The sequence below is a fragment of the Micromonospora sp. LHW51205 genome (assembly GCF_003315815.1).
In the GTDB taxonomy this organism is placed as follows: Bacteria; Actinomycetota; Actinomycetes; order Mycobacteriales; family Micromonosporaceae; genus Micromonospora; species Micromonospora chalcea.
In genome coordinates, this window is the sequence record NZ_QMEZ01000005.1 from 148,059 (window position 1) to 164,491 (window position 16,433).

Annotated in this window: 12 protein-coding genes; 4 read left to right on the forward strand and 8 right to left on the reverse strand. The window is 73.9% G+C overall.

The genetic code is table 11. The features are described 5' to 3' along the window. Window positions 1–157 precede the first annotated feature (157 nt). The gene (locus tag DQE82_RS20140; protein ID WP_064446667.1) at window positions 158–700 is read left to right on the forward strand and encodes a phospholipase; all 543 of its coding nucleotides are present in this window, start codon (window positions 158–160) and stop codon (window positions 698–700) included. Between the two features lie 64 nt (window positions 701–764). Here the strand turns inward: DQE82_RS20140 and DQE82_RS20145 are convergent, their stop codons facing one another. Both DQE82_RS20145 and DQE82_RS20150 read right to left on the reverse strand, forming a co-directional pair. Continuing rightward, window positions 765–3,578, reverse strand: coding sequence for an adenylate/guanylate cyclase domain-containing protein (locus tag DQE82_RS20145; protein ID WP_113973491.1), 2,814 nt, complete (start codon window positions 3,576–3,578; stop codon window positions 765–767). Between the two features lie 155 nt (window positions 3,579–3,733). Further along, window positions 3,734–3,949, reverse strand: a complete 216-nt coding sequence (locus DQE82_RS20150) for a zinc ribbon domain-containing protein (protein WP_043328103.1) — start codon at window positions 3,947–3,949, stop codon at window positions 3,734–3,736. A gap of 37 nt (window positions 3,950–3,986) precedes the next feature. Here DQE82_RS20150 and DQE82_RS20155 point away from each other — a divergent pair, with 37 nt between their 5' ends. The 3 genes from DQE82_RS20155 (at window position 3,987) to DQE82_RS20165 (ending at window position 9,721) form a co-directional block, all read left to right on the forward strand. After that, window positions 3,987–5,273: a lytic transglycosylase domain-containing protein gene (locus tag DQE82_RS20155; RefSeq protein WP_233514726.1), complete on the forward strand. Its 1,287-nt coding sequence runs from the start codon at window positions 3,987–3,989 to the stop codon at window positions 5,271–5,273. A gap of 67 nt (window positions 5,274–5,340) precedes the next feature. Beyond that, the gene (locus DQE82_RS20160) at window positions 5,341–6,357 is read left to right on the forward strand and encodes a GNAT family N-acetyltransferase (protein ID WP_113973629.1); all 1,017 of its coding nucleotides are present in this window, start codon (window positions 5,341–5,343) and stop codon (window positions 6,355–6,357) included. Window positions 6,358–6,448: 91 nt separating this feature from the next. After that, complete coding sequence (locus tag DQE82_RS20165) at window positions 6,449–9,721, forward strand: lamin tail domain-containing protein (RefSeq protein ID WP_113973493.1); 3,273 nt, start codon at window positions 6,449–6,451, stop codon at window positions 9,719–9,721. Window positions 9,722–9,753: 32 nt separating this feature from the next. Here DQE82_RS20165 and DQE82_RS20170 read toward each other — a convergent pair whose 3' ends face one another. The 6 genes from DQE82_RS20170 to DQE82_RS20195 form a co-directional block, all read right to left on the reverse strand. Beyond that, window positions 9,754–10,155, reverse strand: a complete 402-nt coding sequence (locus DQE82_RS20170) for an XRE family transcriptional regulator (RefSeq protein ID WP_223201302.1) — start codon at window positions 10,153–10,155, stop codon at window positions 9,754–9,756. Window positions 10,156–10,610: 455 nt separating this feature from the next. Next, window positions 10,611–11,594, reverse strand: a complete 984-nt coding sequence (gene hemB, locus DQE82_RS20175; protein WP_113973494.1) for a porphobilinogen synthase — start codon at window positions 11,592–11,594, stop codon at window positions 10,611–10,613. Window positions 11,595–11,608: 14 nt separating this feature from the next. Then, complete coding sequence (locus tag DQE82_RS20180) at window positions 11,609–13,189, reverse strand: uroporphyrinogen-III synthase (RefSeq protein ID WP_030502883.1); 1,581 nt, start codon at window positions 13,187–13,189, stop codon at window positions 11,609–11,611. Beyond that, window positions 13,186–14,172 (reverse strand): hydroxymethylbilane synthase, encoded by a 987-nt coding sequence (gene hemC / locus DQE82_RS20185; protein WP_064446671.1) that lies wholly within the window; start codon window positions 14,170–14,172, stop codon window positions 13,186–13,188. Before hemC ends, DQE82_RS20180 begins: the two co-directional genes overlap by 4 nt. Further along, window positions 14,169–15,542 carry a glutamyl-tRNA reductase gene (locus DQE82_RS20190; protein ID WP_113973495.1) on the reverse strand — a complete coding sequence of 458 codons (1,374 nt, stop codon included), beginning with the start codon at window positions 15,540–15,542 and terminating at the stop codon, window positions 14,169–14,171. The genes hemC and DQE82_RS20190 overlap by 4 nt, the downstream gene beginning before the upstream one ends. Beyond that, window positions 15,539–16,309 (reverse strand): redox-sensing transcriptional repressor Rex, encoded by a 771-nt coding sequence (locus DQE82_RS20195; protein ID WP_043328093.1) that lies wholly within the window; start codon window positions 16,307–16,309, stop codon window positions 15,539–15,541. Before DQE82_RS20195 ends, DQE82_RS20190 begins: the two co-directional genes overlap by 4 nt. Between the last annotated feature and the right edge of the window lie 124 nt (window positions 16,310–16,433).

The window sequence follows — 16,433 nt, forward strand, 5'->3', positions numbered from 1 at the left end:
ACCCCGAATGCCCCCGGGCCGCCTCGCCGGTCCGGGGGCATTCGTCTGTTCAGGCGGATGTCAGCGAGCCGTTCCCCGGGGCATCGCCCCAGCTCACCCCTTTGATCGACACTTGTCGACACCCGGAGATCCCGGCCACCACCACGCGGAGGTTCCCGTGTCCCGTCGCCTCGCCACCACCCTCGCCGCCGGCGCACTCGCCCTGCTCACCCTGCTCGGTCTGGCCACACCGGCCGCCGCCGCGGTGAGCACCCAGCAGAAGCTGTCCGTCCTGACCAGCTGGACGCAGACCAGCGCGTCCAGCTACAACGCCTGGAACAGCGCCCGGCAGAACCGGTCCCCCTGGACCGAGTACGGCTTCGACTGGTCCACCGACTACTGCTCGTCCAGCCCGGACAACCCGATCGGCTTCAACTTCAAGCTCTCCTGCTACCGGCACGACTTCGGCTACCGCAACCACAAGGCGATGGGCGTCTTCTCCGCCAACAAGGCCCGCCTGGACAACGCCTTCTACGCCGACCTGAAGCGGGTCTGCGCCACGTACAACGCGGTGGTCCGGCCCGCCTGCTACAGCCTCGCCTGGACGTACTACCAGGCGGTGAGCGTCTTCGGTTCGGTCGCCGCCGTGTCCCCGGCCGACCTCGACCGCGCCGCCCGGATGAAGGCCGACGCCGAACGCCACGCCGCCGCCCGCGCCTGACGCACCACGCGGGGAGTCCGCCGCACGGCGGGCTCCCCGGCGCAGTACGGAACGGTCGCCCGCCTCAGCCCGCCGTGCTGCGCGGCTGGAACGCCGGCCAGGAGCCCTGCGCGGGAACGCCGAACCGGGGCGAGTCGGCGGCCAGGTCCGGATGCTCGACGTGCAGCGCCAGCGCCGCCACCTCGTCCAGCCGCAGCCCCGCCCCGGCGCCGTAGGCGGCGTCGAACGCCTCGTCGCCGAGCACCCGGCGCAGCTCCGCCTGCCGGGCCGCCCAGTACGGGCCGTATATCCCCGGCGTGGCCCGCAGGTTCGACCGGGTGGCCTGCGCCGCGCCGAACAGCCGGGCCGCGGAGAGCGCGTCCCCGGCCAGCGCGCAGCGCACCGCTATCGCGTTGATCGTGTCGCAGGCCCGGCCCAGGTAGCCGTGGCTCATCCGCGACCGCAACGCCACCAGCAGGTGCTCGTGCGCCGCCACCAGGTCACCCCGGGCCAGCGCCACCATCCCGAGCAGCATGTCCACCGAACGGCCGCCCCGCTCCGCCGGCCGCGACGCCTCGACCGGGCGGGCCGCGGCGAGCACCTCGGCGGCCTCGTCCAGCGCGCCCCGGCGCCAGAGCAGCTCGGCCAGGTTGTAGACGGCGAGCAGCGCGTCCCCGACCACGTCCTGCGCGTACGCCCAGTCGATCACCTCGCGGCAGACCCGCTCCGCCTCGGCGAACTGGCCCATGTCGACGAGCGGCGCGGCGCGCCCGGCCAGCACCCGGGCCAGCAGCCCCCGGTCACCGGACTGCCGGGCGGCCGCCTCGGCCCGCTGCGAGTACCGCAGCTCCTCGCCGAACTCGCCGTCCGCGCCCGCGTGCAGCGAATGCATGTGGTACGCGGCGGCCAGCTCGGCCTCCGGCATCACCTCGCCGGTCTCGGCGAGCCGGCCGTAGAGCCGGAACAGCCAGAGCCGCCCCTCCCGGGCCAGCCCGCGTTCCCGCCACCACTGGTCCAGGTCGCCGGCCAGGCGCAGCCCCGCCCGGGCGCTACCGCCGGTCGCGCACCAGCGCAGCGCGGCCCGCAACTCACCGGCCAGCGGATCCAGCGTGTACAGGGAGAGCGTCACCGGACGGCCGTCCGGCCCGAGGCACGCCCGGTCCAGCGCGTGCCGGCACCAATCCACGTGCCGGTCCCGGGCGCTCTGCTCCTCGCCCGCCTCGACCAGCCGCCGGGCCGCGTACGCCCGGATCGGGTCGAGCATCCGGTACGTGCTGCCCGAGGCGTGCGGCTCGGCCAGCACCATCGACTTGTCCACGAGCACCGAGAGCGGGTCGAGCGGGTCCTCGCCGAGCAGCCACTGCACGGTGGGCAGGTCCACCGGTCCGGCGAACACCGCCATCCAGCGCAGCAGCCGGGCCGAACGCGCGCCGAGCGTCCGGTACGACCAGGTGACGGTCGCCTGGATGGTCAGGTGCCGCTCACTGGCCGAGCGCTGCACCGCGCGGGTCGCCGGCGTGGGCGGTGCGGCGCCGGTCGCCGCGGCCACCAGGTCCACGGTGTCCTGCTGGTTGCCGCTCCAGCCCGCCTCCACCGGCGGCGGCTCCGCCGTCTCCCGTCCCGCGTCGAGCGTGCCCAGCATGTCGTCCAGCCGCTCCGCCAGCTGCCCGGCGGAGAGCACCCGCAGCCGGGCGGCGGCCAGCTCTATGGCCAGCGGCAGCCCGTCCAGGCGGCGGACCACCCGGTGCAGGTCGGCCTGCTCGGCCGCCTCCGGCGCCCGCCCGCCCCGGGCCACCGCCGTGCGGTCCAGCAGCAACGCCACCGCGTCGCTGCCACCGTCGGGCCCCTCGTCCACCGACAGCGGCGGGATCCGCCACACCACCTCACCGGGTACGCCGAACGACTCCCGGCTGGTCGCCAGCACCCGTACGCCCCGGCCACCGGCCAGCAGCCGGCTGATCACCTCGGCCGACGCCGCGGTCTGGGCGTCGCAGGTGTCCAGCAGCACGAGCATCCGGCGCGGCGCCGCGTACTCGACGAGGGTGTCGAGCATCGGCCGGCCGGGCTCCGGGCGGAGGCCGAGCACGGCGGCGATCTCGAACGCCACGAGCCCCGGGTCGGTCACCGCGGCGATGTCGACGAACCAGACCCCGTCCGGGTAGTCCTCCACGATCCCGGAGGCCAGCTCCACGGCCAGCCGGGTCTTGCCGGCGCCGCCCGCGCCGAGCACCGTCACCAGGCGGTACGCCTCGACCAGCCGGCCCAGCTCGGCGCGCTCGGCCTGCCGGCCGACGAACGAGGTGACCTGGGTGGGCAGGTTGTGAGCCGCCGCGTCGGCGGTACGCGGGCGCGGGAAACGCCGCTCCAGACCGGGCGCGACGAGCTGGAACAGCCGCTCCCGGTCGTCGAAGCCACGCAGCCGGTGCAGGCCGAGGTCGAGCAGGGACACACCGTCCGGCAGCGGTTCGGCGTGCTTGGCGGTGGCGGCCGAGCAGAGCACCTGCCCGCCGTGCGCGGCGGCGGCCACCCGGGCGGCCCGGTGCACCTCGGGGCTGGCGTACTCGCCGTCGCGCGGCTCGGCGTAGCCGGTGTGCAGTCCCATCCGGACCCGGGGCGTGGCGTCCGGGTTGGGCCAGTCGTGACCGGCGAGCGCGCGCTGCGCGGTCAGGCAGGCGTGCACCGCGGCGGCGGCGTCCGGGAACGCGAGGAAGAACGAGTCGCCCTCGGTCAGCAGCTCGGCCCCGTCGGTGCCGGCGAGGGTGTCCCGCAGCAGCCGGCGATGCTCGTGCAGCACCGGCCGGTAGACCGGGCCCAGCATCCGGGCCAGCCGGGTCGAACCTTCGATGTCGGTGAACACGAAGGTCACCCACCCGCTCGGGAGGTGGTGTTCTGGCGACATACGTCGAACCTCCGCCCGCTGACGTCGGATCCATGCTGCCCTATGATCGCGCCGTCACGCATCGTGAGAACGGTTGGGCGGATTCCGACCCAAGGTGCCAAAAGATCACACGGGCGGCAAGAGCCGGTTCGACCCGCGGGACGAGCGGCGGAAACTCAGCAGCCGCAGGAGCCGCCGCAGCAACCTCCACCGCTGGGAATCCCACCAGTCGGGCCGGAACCACCACGCCCGGTGACGGCGACAGCGGAGAGCAGCTTCACCGTGTCGGCGTGACCCCGCGGGCAGGTGGCCGGCTGGGCGGCCTCGGCCATCGGGCGGTTGACCTCGAAGGTGTCGCCGCAGGCGCGGCAACGGAACTCGTACCGGGGCATGACATCAGCGTACGGCGGACCTGACGCCGTCACACGGATGGGTGATACTCGACGGGTGGTGGACGGCGAACGGCGAGCGACGGCCCGGCCCCTGCGACCCGCCGTGCCGCCCGACGGCGACGCCCGGCCCGTCCCGCGTCCCCGCCGCGAGCGCGACCCCATTCCCCCGAAGCCGCCCGCCGGCCCGGCCCGCGACCCGGACGCCACGGCTGGCGAGCCGAGCACGGACCCGGACCCGGGCGCGAATCCGCAGCCCGAGCCGGACGCGAAGCAGGGGCGCACGCCCGACGCCGGAGCCGACACGGACACCAAGGCTGACGCGGGTGCCCCGTCCGGCGAGAAGCCGGAGGCGAAGGCCGGGGCGGCGGACGACGCGCAGCCGGCCGGCGGGCGACGTCGGCGCGTGCCGTTCGCGCACGCCGTCCGCACCCGCCCGCGGCAGCTCGCCGTCGGCGCGGCCAACGCCACCCGCGCCTGGTCCCGCCGCCCCGCCGGGCGGACCACGCTGCCGGCGCTGTTCCTGCTCGCCCTGGTCGGCGCCGCCACCACGGCCGGCGCGGTGATCGTGCCGGCCGCCGTCGGCAGGCCGGCGTCGGTCGACGAGGCCCTGCCGGAGCCGACCGTGGCGCGGACCGCCGCGCCCGCCGCGACGCCCCTGTTCCCGGACCCGTCCGGGCTGTCCGGCACCGCCGCGCCGACCGGAACGCCGCTGCCCGGCGGCGTGACTGTCGCACCGCCCACCGGTCGTCCCGCCGACGCCCTCGCCGACTGGGCGAGGCGGGTCAGCGCGGTCACCGCCATCCCGGTGGTGGCGCTCCAGGCGTACGCCTACGCCGAGTTGGTGCTCGCCCAGACCAACCGCGCCTGCCAGCTGAGCTGGACCACGCTCGCCGCCATCGGGCACGTCGAGTCCGGGCACGGCTCGGCCAACGGTGCCACGCTCGGTCCCGACGGCCGGGCGCTGCCGGAGATCAAGGGGCAGCCGCTCGACGGACAGGGCGGCCGGTCCCGGATCCTCGACACCGACCAGGGGCAGCTCGACGGCGACCGCGTCTACGACCGGGCGCTCGGCCCGATGCAGTTCATCCCGACCACCTGGCAGGAGATCGGCGCCGACGCGGACAACGACGGCGTGAAGAACCCGCACGACATCGACGACGCGGCGCTGGCCGCAGGCCAGTACCTGTGCAAGGGCGGCCGGAACATGACCATCCCGGGCGACTGGTGGGGAGCCATCCTCTCCTACAACGATGTGCGCCGCTATGCCCAGGCCGTCTTCGACAAGGCCGACGAGTACGGCAGGCTCAGCCGCAACGTGAGGTGACCGCTCGCGTACATTCGCGGACTGAACCCTTCCCCCCGGCAGCCGTTGACGGCAAGCTAGACGGGTGATGGTGCGCGAGTGGAACCCTCGGACCGCCTCGTCCGCCGAGATCGCGTCCCTGCTGGACACGCTGAACGCGGTCCTGGCGGCCGACCTGCCGCAGGACCCGCCCTGGCGGGAGAGCTCCATGCGGGAGTACCTGTCCGAGGTGATGCCCGGCGAGCGGCGGATTTCCTGGGTGGCGCAGGAGGACGACGCTCCGGACGGCACGCCCGGAGCGATCGTCGGGCATGTGCACGTGCTGCTGCTGGGCGGCATCGGCGTACTGGAGGTGCTGGTGCATCCGGCGGTCCGGCGCACCGGGCTCGGCCGTGAGCTGGTCCGGGTGGCCGCCCGCCGGGTGTGGGACGAGGGCTTCCAGTCGATCGGCGTGGAGGTGGTCGGCGACACCCCGGCCGTGGCGTTCTACGAGTCGCTGGGCTTCACCCGCGACTATGTGGAGACCCGCAGCGTGCTCGACCTGCGTACGGTGGACTGGCCGGCGCTGACCGAGATGGCCGCCGAGGTGGGCGCGGGCTATCACGTGGAGTTCTGGCCCGGCGGGCCGCCGGACGAGCTGCTCGAGGCGTACGCGCGGGCCAAGGCCGAGGTGCGCGACTCCGACGACGTGGAACTGCGGCCCAGCTCCTACGACCCGGACCGGCTGCGGGACAGTCTCGCCACGTTGCACCGGCGCGGCATGAAGCCGTACATCGTGCTGGCGTTGCACGAGCGGACCGGGGACGTGGCCGGGCTGACCGAGGTGGTGGTGCCGGCGCAGCACCCGACCCGGGCCGACCAGTACGACACGATCGTCGTCCACGACCACCGTGGTTACGGCATCGACCGGGCCATCAAGGCGCGGATGCTGCTGGAGCTGCGCTCGGCCGAGCCCCAGCTGGTCGAGGTGCAGACCTGGAACGCGCAGGACAACGAGTCGATGCTGAAGGTCAACGCCGAGCTGGGTTACCGCCCCGACCGCGACTGGTGCGAGTACGGGGTGGACGTCGCCGAACTGGTGCACCGGCTGGACAGTCACCGCTGACCGTTCACCGGACGGCCACCGAAGGGCTGGACGGTGGACCCACGAGACCCTTAACGTTCGTTAGTTCCTGTCCACCCACCGTGGAGGCCCCATGCGCCCGCGCCGCACCCTCGCCGCGCTCGCGACCACCGCCGCCGTCACCCTCACGGCGATCGCTGTCGCACCCCCCGCGGCCAGCGCCGCGCCCACCGACCTGCTCATTTCCGAGTACGTCGAGGGGTCGTCCAACAACAAGGCCGTCGAGCTGTACAACGGCACCGGCGCCCCGATCGACCTGGCTGCCGCGGGCTACCAGCTCCAGCTCTACTTCAACGGCGCCAGCACGTCGACGAACATCGCGCTGACCGGCACCGTCGCCGCCGGGGACGTGTTCGTCTTCGCCGCCGCGTCGGCCGCGCCCGCGATCCTCGCCCAGGCCGACCAGACGTACGGCGGGTCGCTGTTCAACGGCGACGACGCGATCGTGCTGCGCAAGGGTGACACGGTGGTCGACTCCCTCGGCCAGGTCGGCGTCGACCCGGGCAGCGAGTGGGGCAGCGGGCTCACCAGCACCGCCGACAACACGTTGCGCCGGCTGCCCTCGGTGACCGCCGGCGACATCGACCCGGCGGACCCGTTCGACCCGGCCGCGCAGTGGGCCGGCTTCGCCACCGACACGTTCGACGGGCTGGGCAGCCACACCATCGGCGGAGGCGGCCCGGTCGACCAGCCGCCGACGCTGGCCTGCGGCGGCGCGCTGACGCTGTCGGCGGGCGCCACCGCGACCCGCGAGGTGACCGCGACCGACGCCGACGACACGATCACCGACCTCGCGGTCACCGCCGTCGTGCCGGCTCCGGCGAGCGGCTCGATCAGCCGTACCGCGTTCACCCCGGCGGCCGGGGACGGTGGCACGGCCACCGCCACGCTGACCGCCACCGGCCTGCCGGCCGGCAGCTACGCGGTCACGGTGACCGCCACCGACGACGACGGCGACACCGCCACCTGCACGCTCTCCGTGCAGGCCACCAGCGTGCTGTCGATCGGCGAGGTGCAGGGCCGCACCGGCGACGACGAGGACGGCCGCGCCGACCGGTCGCCGCTCGCCCCGGCCAGCGGCAACGGCACCAGCTCCCAGTTGTACGACGTGCGCGGCGTCATCACCGGCATGTCGCTGACCCGCAGCTCGGCCGGGGCCGACCAGTGGGGCTTCTACCTGCAGAGCCGGCTCGGCACCGAGGACGGCGACCCGCTCACCTCCGACGGGCTGTTCGTCTTCATGGGCTCGTTCACCACGCTGATCGGCGGGTACGCCCCCACCGTCGGCGACGAGGTAGTGCTGCGCGGCCGGGTCTCCGAGTACTTCAACCAGACCCAGCTCTCCGGCGCCTCGCTGGTCCGCAAGCTCGACTCCGGCCTCGACGTGGACACCGCGGTCCGGGTCGACGACGCGGTCCCGCCGGCCGAGGCGGCCGCCGCCGACCTGTTCTGGGAGCGGCACGAGGGCGAGCGGATGCGGGTACGCGCCGGCAGCGGCGTATCCGCGCCCCGGCACATCTACTCCTCCACCGCCGACTCCGAGATCTACGTGCTGGACCGGGAGGACCCGGTCATGAAGCGGTCCGACCCGTACGCGCGCCGGGTGTTCCGGGACGCGCACCCGCTCGACGACATCCCCGGCACGCTCTTCGACAACGGCAACAACCAGCGCATCCTGCTGGGAGCGGGCGGCGTGAAGGCGGCCGCCGGTGACTCCCGCGCGCTGCTGCCCGAGGCGCGCACGTTCGACACGCTGACCGAGGACGCCTACGGCTCCGTGTCGTACGCGTTCAGCAAGTACAGCGTGCAGCCCGAGCAGCTCACCCTGACCGGTGGCGCGGACCCGGCCGCGAACCACCCGCCGCAGCCGGCCGACCGCGGCAGCGAGGTCGCGATCGCCACCTACAACGTGGAGAACCTGTACGACTACCGGGACGACCCGTTCGACGGCTGCGACTTCGCCGGCAACACCGGATGTACGGGGGTCAGCCCGCCGTTCGACTACGTGCCGGCGAGCCAGGAGGCGTACGCCGCCAAGCTGGCCGCGCAGGCCCGGCAGATCGTCAACTCGCTGCACAGCCCGGACCTGATCCTGGTGCAGGAGGCCGAGGACCAGGACATCTGCTCGGTGGTCGACGGCGCCCTGGCGTGCGGTGACACGAACAACGCCGACGGCGCGCCGGACACCGTGCAGGAGCTGGCGCTGGCCATCGCGGCCAACGGCGGCCCCGCCTACGCCGCCGCGTACGACCGCACCGGCGCGGACGCCCGCGGCATCGCCTCGGCGTTCCTCTACCGCACCGACCGGCTCACGCTGGCCGAGGCGACCGCCGCGGACCCGCTGCTGGGCTCCGCGCCGACCGTCCAGTACCGCTCGGCGGCGCTCGCGTCCAACACGGACGTGCAGAACCCGAAGGCGTTCAACGCGGTGCTGCCCGCCGACGTGGACCGGTCGACCGGCGTGGACGGCAGCAACGTCTACACCCGCGCGGCCCAGCTGGCCCGGTTCACCGTCAAGGCCGCGCCCGGCTCGACCGAGCGGTTCACGCTCTGGGCGGTCGCCAACCACTTCTCGTCCGGGCCGGACAGCCGGGTCGGGCAGCGCCGCGAGCAGGCCGCGTACGGCGCCGCGATCGTCGCGGCGGTCGAGGCGAGCGACCCGAACGCCCGCGTGGTCTACGGCGGCGACCTGAACGTGTTCCCCCGCCCGGACGACCCGATCGCCACCGCACAGAACCCGACCCCGTCGGACCAGCTCGCCCCGCTGTACGAGGCCGGGCTGCACAACCTCTGGGACGACCTGGTGGCGGACGCGCCCGCGTCGGCGTACTCGTACACCTTCAGCGGCCAGGCGCAGACGCTGGACAACCTGTTCGTGAACGACCCGATGCACGACGACCTGGTGCAGGTACGGACGGCGCACATCAACGCCGACTATCCGACCGACGCGCCGGAGCTGGGTGACCGGGGCGCCAGCGACCACGACCCGCAGGTGGCCCGGTTCCGGTCGCGTGCCTCGCTGCGGGTGGCCGACACCTCGGTGGCAGAGGGCGACAAGGGCACCCGCGCGATGACGTTCACCGTCACCGTGTCCCGCCCGCTCTCCGAGCCGGCGTTGATCTGCGCGACCACCTACGGCACGACCGCCCAGGCCGGGTCGGACTACGACCCGTACGTGGGTTGCAAGCTGCTCCCCGCGGGCCAGACCTCGCTGGCGTTCCCGGTCACCGTGCGCGGCGACCGCAAGCGCGAGGCGGACGAGAAGCTCACGCTGTACGTGGCGGGTGTGCCGGGCCTGCGGCTGGCCGACCCGTCCGGCGTCGGGACGATCCTGAACGACGACTGACAGGTGTTCCGGGCGGCGGCCCGTCGATTCGCTCATGGGCGGATCGGCGGGCCGCCGCGGTATCCGCACCGCTGCGGATCGGGCGGGGGCGGCACGTTCCGGTACTTGGCCACCCGCACCTCCCACTGGCTGCGGCGGCGCAGCGCGTCCCGGACCGCCCGGTCGCGGTAGAAGGTCTCCGGCGGGCGGGCCAGCCCGTACCGGTCGGCCCACCACTCCCCCGGCTCCGGGTCGGTGACGACGTCGAGGTGGGACGGGTACCGCCGCTCCGCGCCGTCACGCAGGTCGGCCCGGTCACGCATCGGCTTGAGCACCGTGCCGGCCTCGTCGACGACCACGAGCCGGAAGCCGGCCGTGCCCACGATGCGCGACAGCATGGCCAGGCTCGGTGTCAGGCTGCCCGCCTCGATCCGCCCGACCGTGCTCGGATGCACCCGGGCGAACCCCGCTCCGCACCCCTGTGGAAAACCTGGAATCCGCCGCCCGACCAGACCTCGCCGTGCGTCAACCGCCCCACTCAAGGCACACGGGGCGTGACATCACTGTGCGTTAGCCAGTACTGCCGAAGCGAACGCCGCACACTCAAGACAAATAACAACCAATCCGGACACAATGCTCGAAATAGCCGAGCCAAGGAAGACCACCTCAGTCGACTTTGCTCTGCAGCCTTCGAAGCACTGCTTACGCTTCGTGACAGTTGCGCCCGTGGCTGCAGAGCAAAGTCGGCTGAGGGGCATAGCGCCTGCCGCCCTGAAAACTACTGTGAGCTACCGCGTCTGGCTGTGGACAACTTGAGGCAACGCACCGCCCGCGGATCTCACCGACGCGCCACGACACGCGCGCCGGCGCGAGCCCGCCCCGGGTCCGACGCCGGGCGGCCGGGCGAGGGTCAGTAGCGCTCGCGCAGCAGCTGGGCCGCCTCGACCGCCCAGTAGGTGAGGATGATCTGCGCACCGGCCCGGCGGATCGAGGTGAGCGTCTCCAGCATCACCCGCTCCCGGTCGATCCAGCCGTTCGCGGCGGCCGCCTCGACCATCGCGTACTCGCCGGAGACCTGGTAGGCGGCGACCGGGACGTCCACCGCGGCCCGGACCGCCGACACCACGTCGAGGTAGGGCAGCGCGGGCTTCACCATCACCATGTCGGCGCCCTCGGCCACGTCCAGCTCGACCTCGCGCAGCGACTCGCGCAGGTTCGCCGGGTCCTGCTGGTAGGTTCGCCGGTCGCCCTCCAGCGCCGACTCCACCGCGTCGCGGAACGGGCCGTAGAAGGCGGAGGCGTACTTCACCGCGTACGCGAGCACCGAGACGTCCTGGTGCCCGGCGGCGTCGAGCGCCTTGCGGACCACGCCGACCTGGCCGTCCATCATCCCGGACGGGCCGACCATGTGGACCCCGGCGGCGGCCTGGGCCACCGCCATGTCGGCGTACGCGGCGAGCGTGGCGTCGTTGTCGACCCCGCCGTCCGGGGTGAGCAGGCCGCAGTGCCCGTGCGAGGTGAACTCGTCCAGGCAGAGGTCGCTCATCACCACAGTCGCGTCACCGACCTCGGCGACCACGTCCCGGATCGCCACGTTCAGGATGCCCGCCGGGTCGACACCGCCGGAGCCGGTCTCGTCGCGCGTCGCCGGCACCCCGAACAGCATGATCCCGCCGACCCCGGCCTGGACCGCTTCGACGGCGGCCTTGCGCAGCGAGTCCCGGGAGTGCTGGAGCACTCCCGGGAGCGACGCGATCGCCCTCGGCTCGGTCAGCCCCTCCTTGACGAACATCGGCACGACCAGTTCGGCCGGGTCGACGCGGGTCTCGGAGACCAGCCGCCGCACGGCCGCGTTGCGACGCAGCCGGCGGGGCCGGATCTCGGGGTACGGCATGAGGGAGCCTCCTGTCAGCGGAACCTCAGGGCGGTCGGGCCCTGCACCTTGGAGCCCCGGCGCTGCTTCGCCGGCATGGCGGCGAGCTTCTCCCGCAGCTCGACGGCGTAGGCGGCGAGCGCCTCCACCAGGTCGGGCACCGAGGCGTGCGGCGGCTGCACGTCGACCCGCAGGCCGAACTCGGTGGCGGTCTCCGCCGTCTTGGGCCCGATCACTGCAACAACCGTGCGCGCATGCGGCTTCCCGGCGATACCGACAAGGTTCCGCACCGTGGACGACGAGGTGAACAGCACGGCGTCGAACCCGCCCGACTTGATCGCGTCGCGGATCTCGGCCGGCGGCGGGGCCGCCCGCACCGTCCGGTACGCGGTCACGTCGTCGACCTCCCAGCCCCGCTCGGTGAGCCCGGCGGCAAGCGTCTCGGTCGCGATGTCGGCGCGCGGCAGCAGCACCCGGCCGACCGGGTCGAGGACCTCGTCGTGCGGCGAGAACTCGGCCAGCAGGCCCTCGGAGGACTGCTCCCCGGAGGGGATCAGCTCCGGCTGGATGCCGAACGCGCGGACCGCCTCAGCGGTGGCGTCACCGATACAGGCGATCTTGACGCCGCCGAAGTGGCGGGCGTCGAGGCCGTGCTCGGCGAACTTCTCCCACACCGCCCGGACCGCGTTGACCGAGGTGAAGATCACCCAGGCGTAGCGGCCGTCGACCAGGCCCTTGACCGCCCGCTCCATCTGCGCCGGGGTACGCGGCGGCTCGACCGCGATGGTCGGCACCTCGCACGGGATCGCCCCGTACGCGCGCAGCCGGGCGCTCATCACGCCGGCCTGCTCCTTGGTGCGGGGCACCAGCACCTTCCAGCCGTACAGCGGGCGGTTCTCCCACCAGCTCAGCTTGTCGCGGTCGGTGACGGCCGCGCCGACGGTGAGCACCACCCGGCCGGTGAAGCCGAGCGCCGCCGCGACGAAGGAGTCGACAGTCGACGTGGTGGTGTACTGCGTCTCGCCGGTGCCGTCGCCGGTCACCCCGACCGCTGTGGTGCCGTCGACGCCGGCGGCCAGCAGGCCGTCCCGGACGGCGGCCAGGTCACCGGCGTCCACGGCGAGCGCCAGCGAACCCCGGCCCACGGCCGTGGCGAGCGCGTCGAAGTCGAGCGCGGTGACGTCCTCGACGTCGGCGGCGGTGCGTACGCCCGGCAGCGGGACACCCGCGTAGGTGGCCACGCCCTCGGCCTGGCCGACGCCCGGCACCACCTCGAAGTGCGCTGCGGTACGCGCGACCGCCTGCACCTCCTTGACCACCGAGTCGTGGCCGAACGGGTCACCGGCGACCAGGTGCACGGCGTTCTGCCCGGACCGGGCCGCGGAGATCAGCACCTTCGCCACGTCCCCCGGCACGCCCTCGGCGGGGCTGAACTCGGCGTCGGGCCGGGCCTGGGCGCGTACGTGCGCCAGGAGCGACTCGGGTACGCCCCGGTCGTAGACCACCTGGTCGGCCTCGACCAGGGCGTCCAGCGCCCGGCGGGTCAGCAGGCCGGGGTCGCCGGGACCGGCCCCGACGAAAGCGATCTGGCCTACGGGCTTACGGGTGCGGGTCATTCTGTGCTCCCAAGTTGCTGGGTCCCCGGGCCGGCCTGTGCGTCCTGGCCGAGGATCGAGTCGGCGCCGAGTTCGAGGAGTTCGGCGGCGAGTGCCTTGCCGATCTCCGCCGCGTCGGCGGGCGTTCCGGTGCGGGACAGCCGGAGGTCACGCGAACCGTCCGGGCTGATCACCGCACCGCGCAGGTAGATCTCCTGAATCACGTCGCCCTCGTCGGTGGGCTCGCCTTCGGCGAGGACGGCGTACGCGGCCACGGGTGCGCTGCATCCTGCCTCCAGGGTGGCCAGCAGCGCCCGTTCCGCGGTGATCGCGGCGCGGGACGGCTCGTGGTCGAGCAGCGCGAGCATCTCGATCACGTCCTGGTCGTCGGCCCGGCACTCGACGGCCAGCGCGCCCTGAGCGGGCGCGGGCAGCATGAGCATCGGGTCGAGCGTCTCGGTGATGACGTCGGCGCGGCCGATCCGGTTGAGCCCGGCGCGGGCCAGCACGACGGCGTCGAGGTCGGCGTCCGGGCCGAGCACCCGGCTGAGCCGGGTGTCGATGTTGCCCCGGATCGGGGTGACCTCCAACTGCATGCCCAGCGCGTGCAGCTGGGCGATCCGGCGCAGCGCGCCGGTGCCGACGCGGGCGCCGGGCGGCAGCTCGGCGAGCGTACGGCCGTCGGTGGCCACCAGCGCGTCGCGCGGGTCCTGCCGGGGCGGCACGGCCGCGACGTGCAGGCCGGGCGCCGCCGCGGTGGGCAGGTCCTTGTACGAGTGGACGGCGAAGTCGATCTCACCGGCGGTCAGCGCGTCGCGCAGCGCGGACACGAACACGCCGACGCCGAGTCGCTGCACCGGGGCGGTCGACTTGTCCCCGGCGGTCACCACCTCGACCAGCTCGACCGGGCGGCCGGTGGCCGCGGTGAGGGCTTCGGCCACGTGGCCGGACTGGGCCATCGCCAGGGCGCTGCCCCGGGTGCCGAGGCGCAGTGGGGCGGTCATCGCGCACCTCCGGTGGGCGGGATGTCGGCGGCGTCGAACGACGGCCGCCCGTCGAGATCGGTGGCGACCACGTCGGGAACGGTGTCGACCGGGGACGTCTGCGGAACGTCCAGGTCGAACAGCTCGCGCAGCAGCGCCGCGTACTGGTCGCCGCCGGGCTCGGCGGCGAGCTGGCGGACCCGTACGGTCGGCTGGTGCAGCAGTCGCTGGACGACCCGGTGCACGGTCCGGGCCACCTCGGCGCGCTGGTCGTCGCTGAGGTCGGGGCGGCGCTGGCCGAGCCGGCGCAGCTCGGTGGCGACCACGTCGTCGGCCCGGCCGCGCAGGGCGGCCACCGTCGGCGCCACGTCGGCGCCGCGCAGCCAGCTCAGGAACGACTCGACCTCACCGGCGACGATCCGGGCCACCTCGGCGGCGTCGGCGGCGGCCGGGCCGTCGGCGAGCACGGCGGCCATCCGGTCGATGTCGACGACCTCGACGCCGGGCAGCTCGGCGACGCCGGGCTCGACGTCGCGCGGTACGGCCAGGTCGAGCAGGACCAGCGGGCCGCGGTCGGCGTCCCGGCGGGCCAGTGCCCGGGTCACCACGTCGCGGGTGAGCACCGGCTCGGTGGCGGCGGTGGCGGCGACCACGACGTCGACGTCGGCGAGCGCGGTGATCAGCTCGGCCATCGGCACGGCGGACGCGCCGTACGACTCGGCGAGCCGGACGGCACGGGCGGCGCCCCGGTTGGTCACGGTGAGCGGGCCGGCGCCCAGCCGGGACAGCGTGGCCACGCCCAGCGAGCCCATCGCGCCCGCGCCGACGATCATCGCGGGCCGCCCGGCCAGTTCGCCGTCGAGCATCTCGGCGGCGAGGTCCAGGGCGGCGGTGACGACGCTCTGCCCGGCCCGGTCGATGTTGGTCTCGGCGTGCGCGCGCTTGCCGACCCGCAGCGCCTGCTGCATCAGCTCGTGCAGCAGGCGGCCGGCCGAGTCGGCGCCACCGGCGGAGTGGTAGGCGTCGCGGAGCTGGCCGAGGATCTGCGCCTCGCCGACCACCATCGAGTCGAGCCCGGCGGCCACCCGGAAGACGTGGTCCACGGCGGCGGCGTCGTAGTGCACGTAGAGGTGCGGGGCGAGCGCCGCCGGCTGGCAGCCGGCCTGATCGGCCAGGACCGCGCAGATGTCGCCGAGTCCGCCGTGGAACCCGGAGACGGCGGCGTAGACCTCCACCCGGTTGCAGGTGGAGACCAGGACGGCCTCGGCGACGTACGGCTGGGCGATCAGGCGGTCCAGCGTCCGGGTGAGGTCGGCGGGCGGGACGGCGAGCTGTTCCAGGATGGCGACCGGGGCGGTGCGGTAGGACGCGCCGACGACGAGCAGTTTCACGTGCCGATCGCCTCCTGGGTGTCGGTGGCCGCGAGTCCGCCGGGCAGGGCGGTGAGGGCGGTCCCGCCGGTGGCGGGGAGCGCGGTCAGCGACGCCTTGCGGTGCTCGTGGAAGGACAGGATCTGCAGCTCGATGGCGAGGTCGACCTTGCGCACGTCGACCCCGTCCGGGACCGAGAGTACGCAGGGCGCGAAGTTGAGGATGCTCGTCACGCCGACGGCGACCAGCTGATCGGCGACCGCCTGGGCGGCCGGGGCGGGCGTGGCGATGACGCCGATCGAGATCGATTCCTCGGCGACCACCTGGGGCAGGTCGTCGATGTGCTGGACGACGAGTCCGTTGATCCGCTCGCCGACCCGGGACCGGTCGGCGTCGAGGAGCGCGGCGATACGGAAGCCGCGGTTGGCGAAGCCGTCGTAGCCGGCCAGCGCGTGACCGAGGTTACCGACGCCGACGAGCGCGACGGCCCGGCACTGGGTGAGGCCGAGCACCGAGGAGATCTGGTCGACCAGGAGCGCCACGTCGTAGCCGACGCCCCGGGTGCCGTACGAGCCGAGGTGGGACAGGTCCTTGCGGAGCTTCGCGGAGTTGACGCCTGCCGCGTTGGCGAGCCCTTCGCTGGACACCGTCTCGTGCCCGGAGTCGGCGAGCGTGTGCAGCGCACGCAGGTATTCCGGGAGCCGGGACACGGTCGCCTCGGGCAGGTCCGGAAGCGCCGGTACGGCACCGGTGCGGCCGGGCGCGCCTGGTTGACGGTGCTGACTCATGAGACTCCGTGCGGTGCGATCCTCGACCAGCGACGGGGGCCGGTCGTTTCGGGACTCCCGCTGGCGACCGAGATTGCCGGCTGTGCTAGCAGGGCGCGTCGGAACTACAGAGTAGGCGCTTGTG

Coding starts and splice junctions, on each gene's coding strand:
- DQE82_RS20180 (WP_030502883.1), bottom strand. CDS start 13,189: ATGACCCGCACCCGTAAGCCCGTAGGCCAGATCGCTTTCGTCGGGGCC.
- DQE82_RS20195 (WP_043328093.1), bottom strand. CDS start 16,309: ATGAGTCAGCACCGTCAACCAGGCGCGCCCGGCCGCACCGGTGCCGTA.
- DQE82_RS20150 (WP_043328103.1), bottom strand. CDS start 3,949: ATGCCCCGGTACGAGTTCCGTTGCCGCGCCTGCGGCGACACCTTCGAG.
- hemC (WP_064446671.1), bottom strand. CDS start 14,172: ATGACCGCCCCACTGCGCCTCGGCACCCGGGGCAGCGCCCTGGCGATG.
- hemB (WP_113973494.1), bottom strand. CDS start 11,594: ATGCCGTACCCCGAGATCCGGCCCCGCCGGCTGCGTCGCAACGCGGCC.
- DQE82_RS20165 (WP_113973493.1), top strand. CDS start 6,449: ATGCGCCCGCGCCGCACCCTCGCCGCGCTCGCGACCACCGCCGCCGTC.
- DQE82_RS20155 (WP_233514726.1), top strand. CDS start 3,987: ATGGGTGATACTCGACGGGTGGTGGACGGCGAACGGCGAGCGACGGCC.
- DQE82_RS20145 (WP_113973491.1), bottom strand. CDS start 3,578: ATGTCGCCAGAACACCACCTCCCGAGCGGGTGGGTGACCTTCGTGTTC.
- DQE82_RS20160 (WP_113973629.1), top strand. CDS start 5,341: ATGGTGCGCGAGTGGAACCCTCGGACCGCCTCGTCCGCCGAGATCGCG.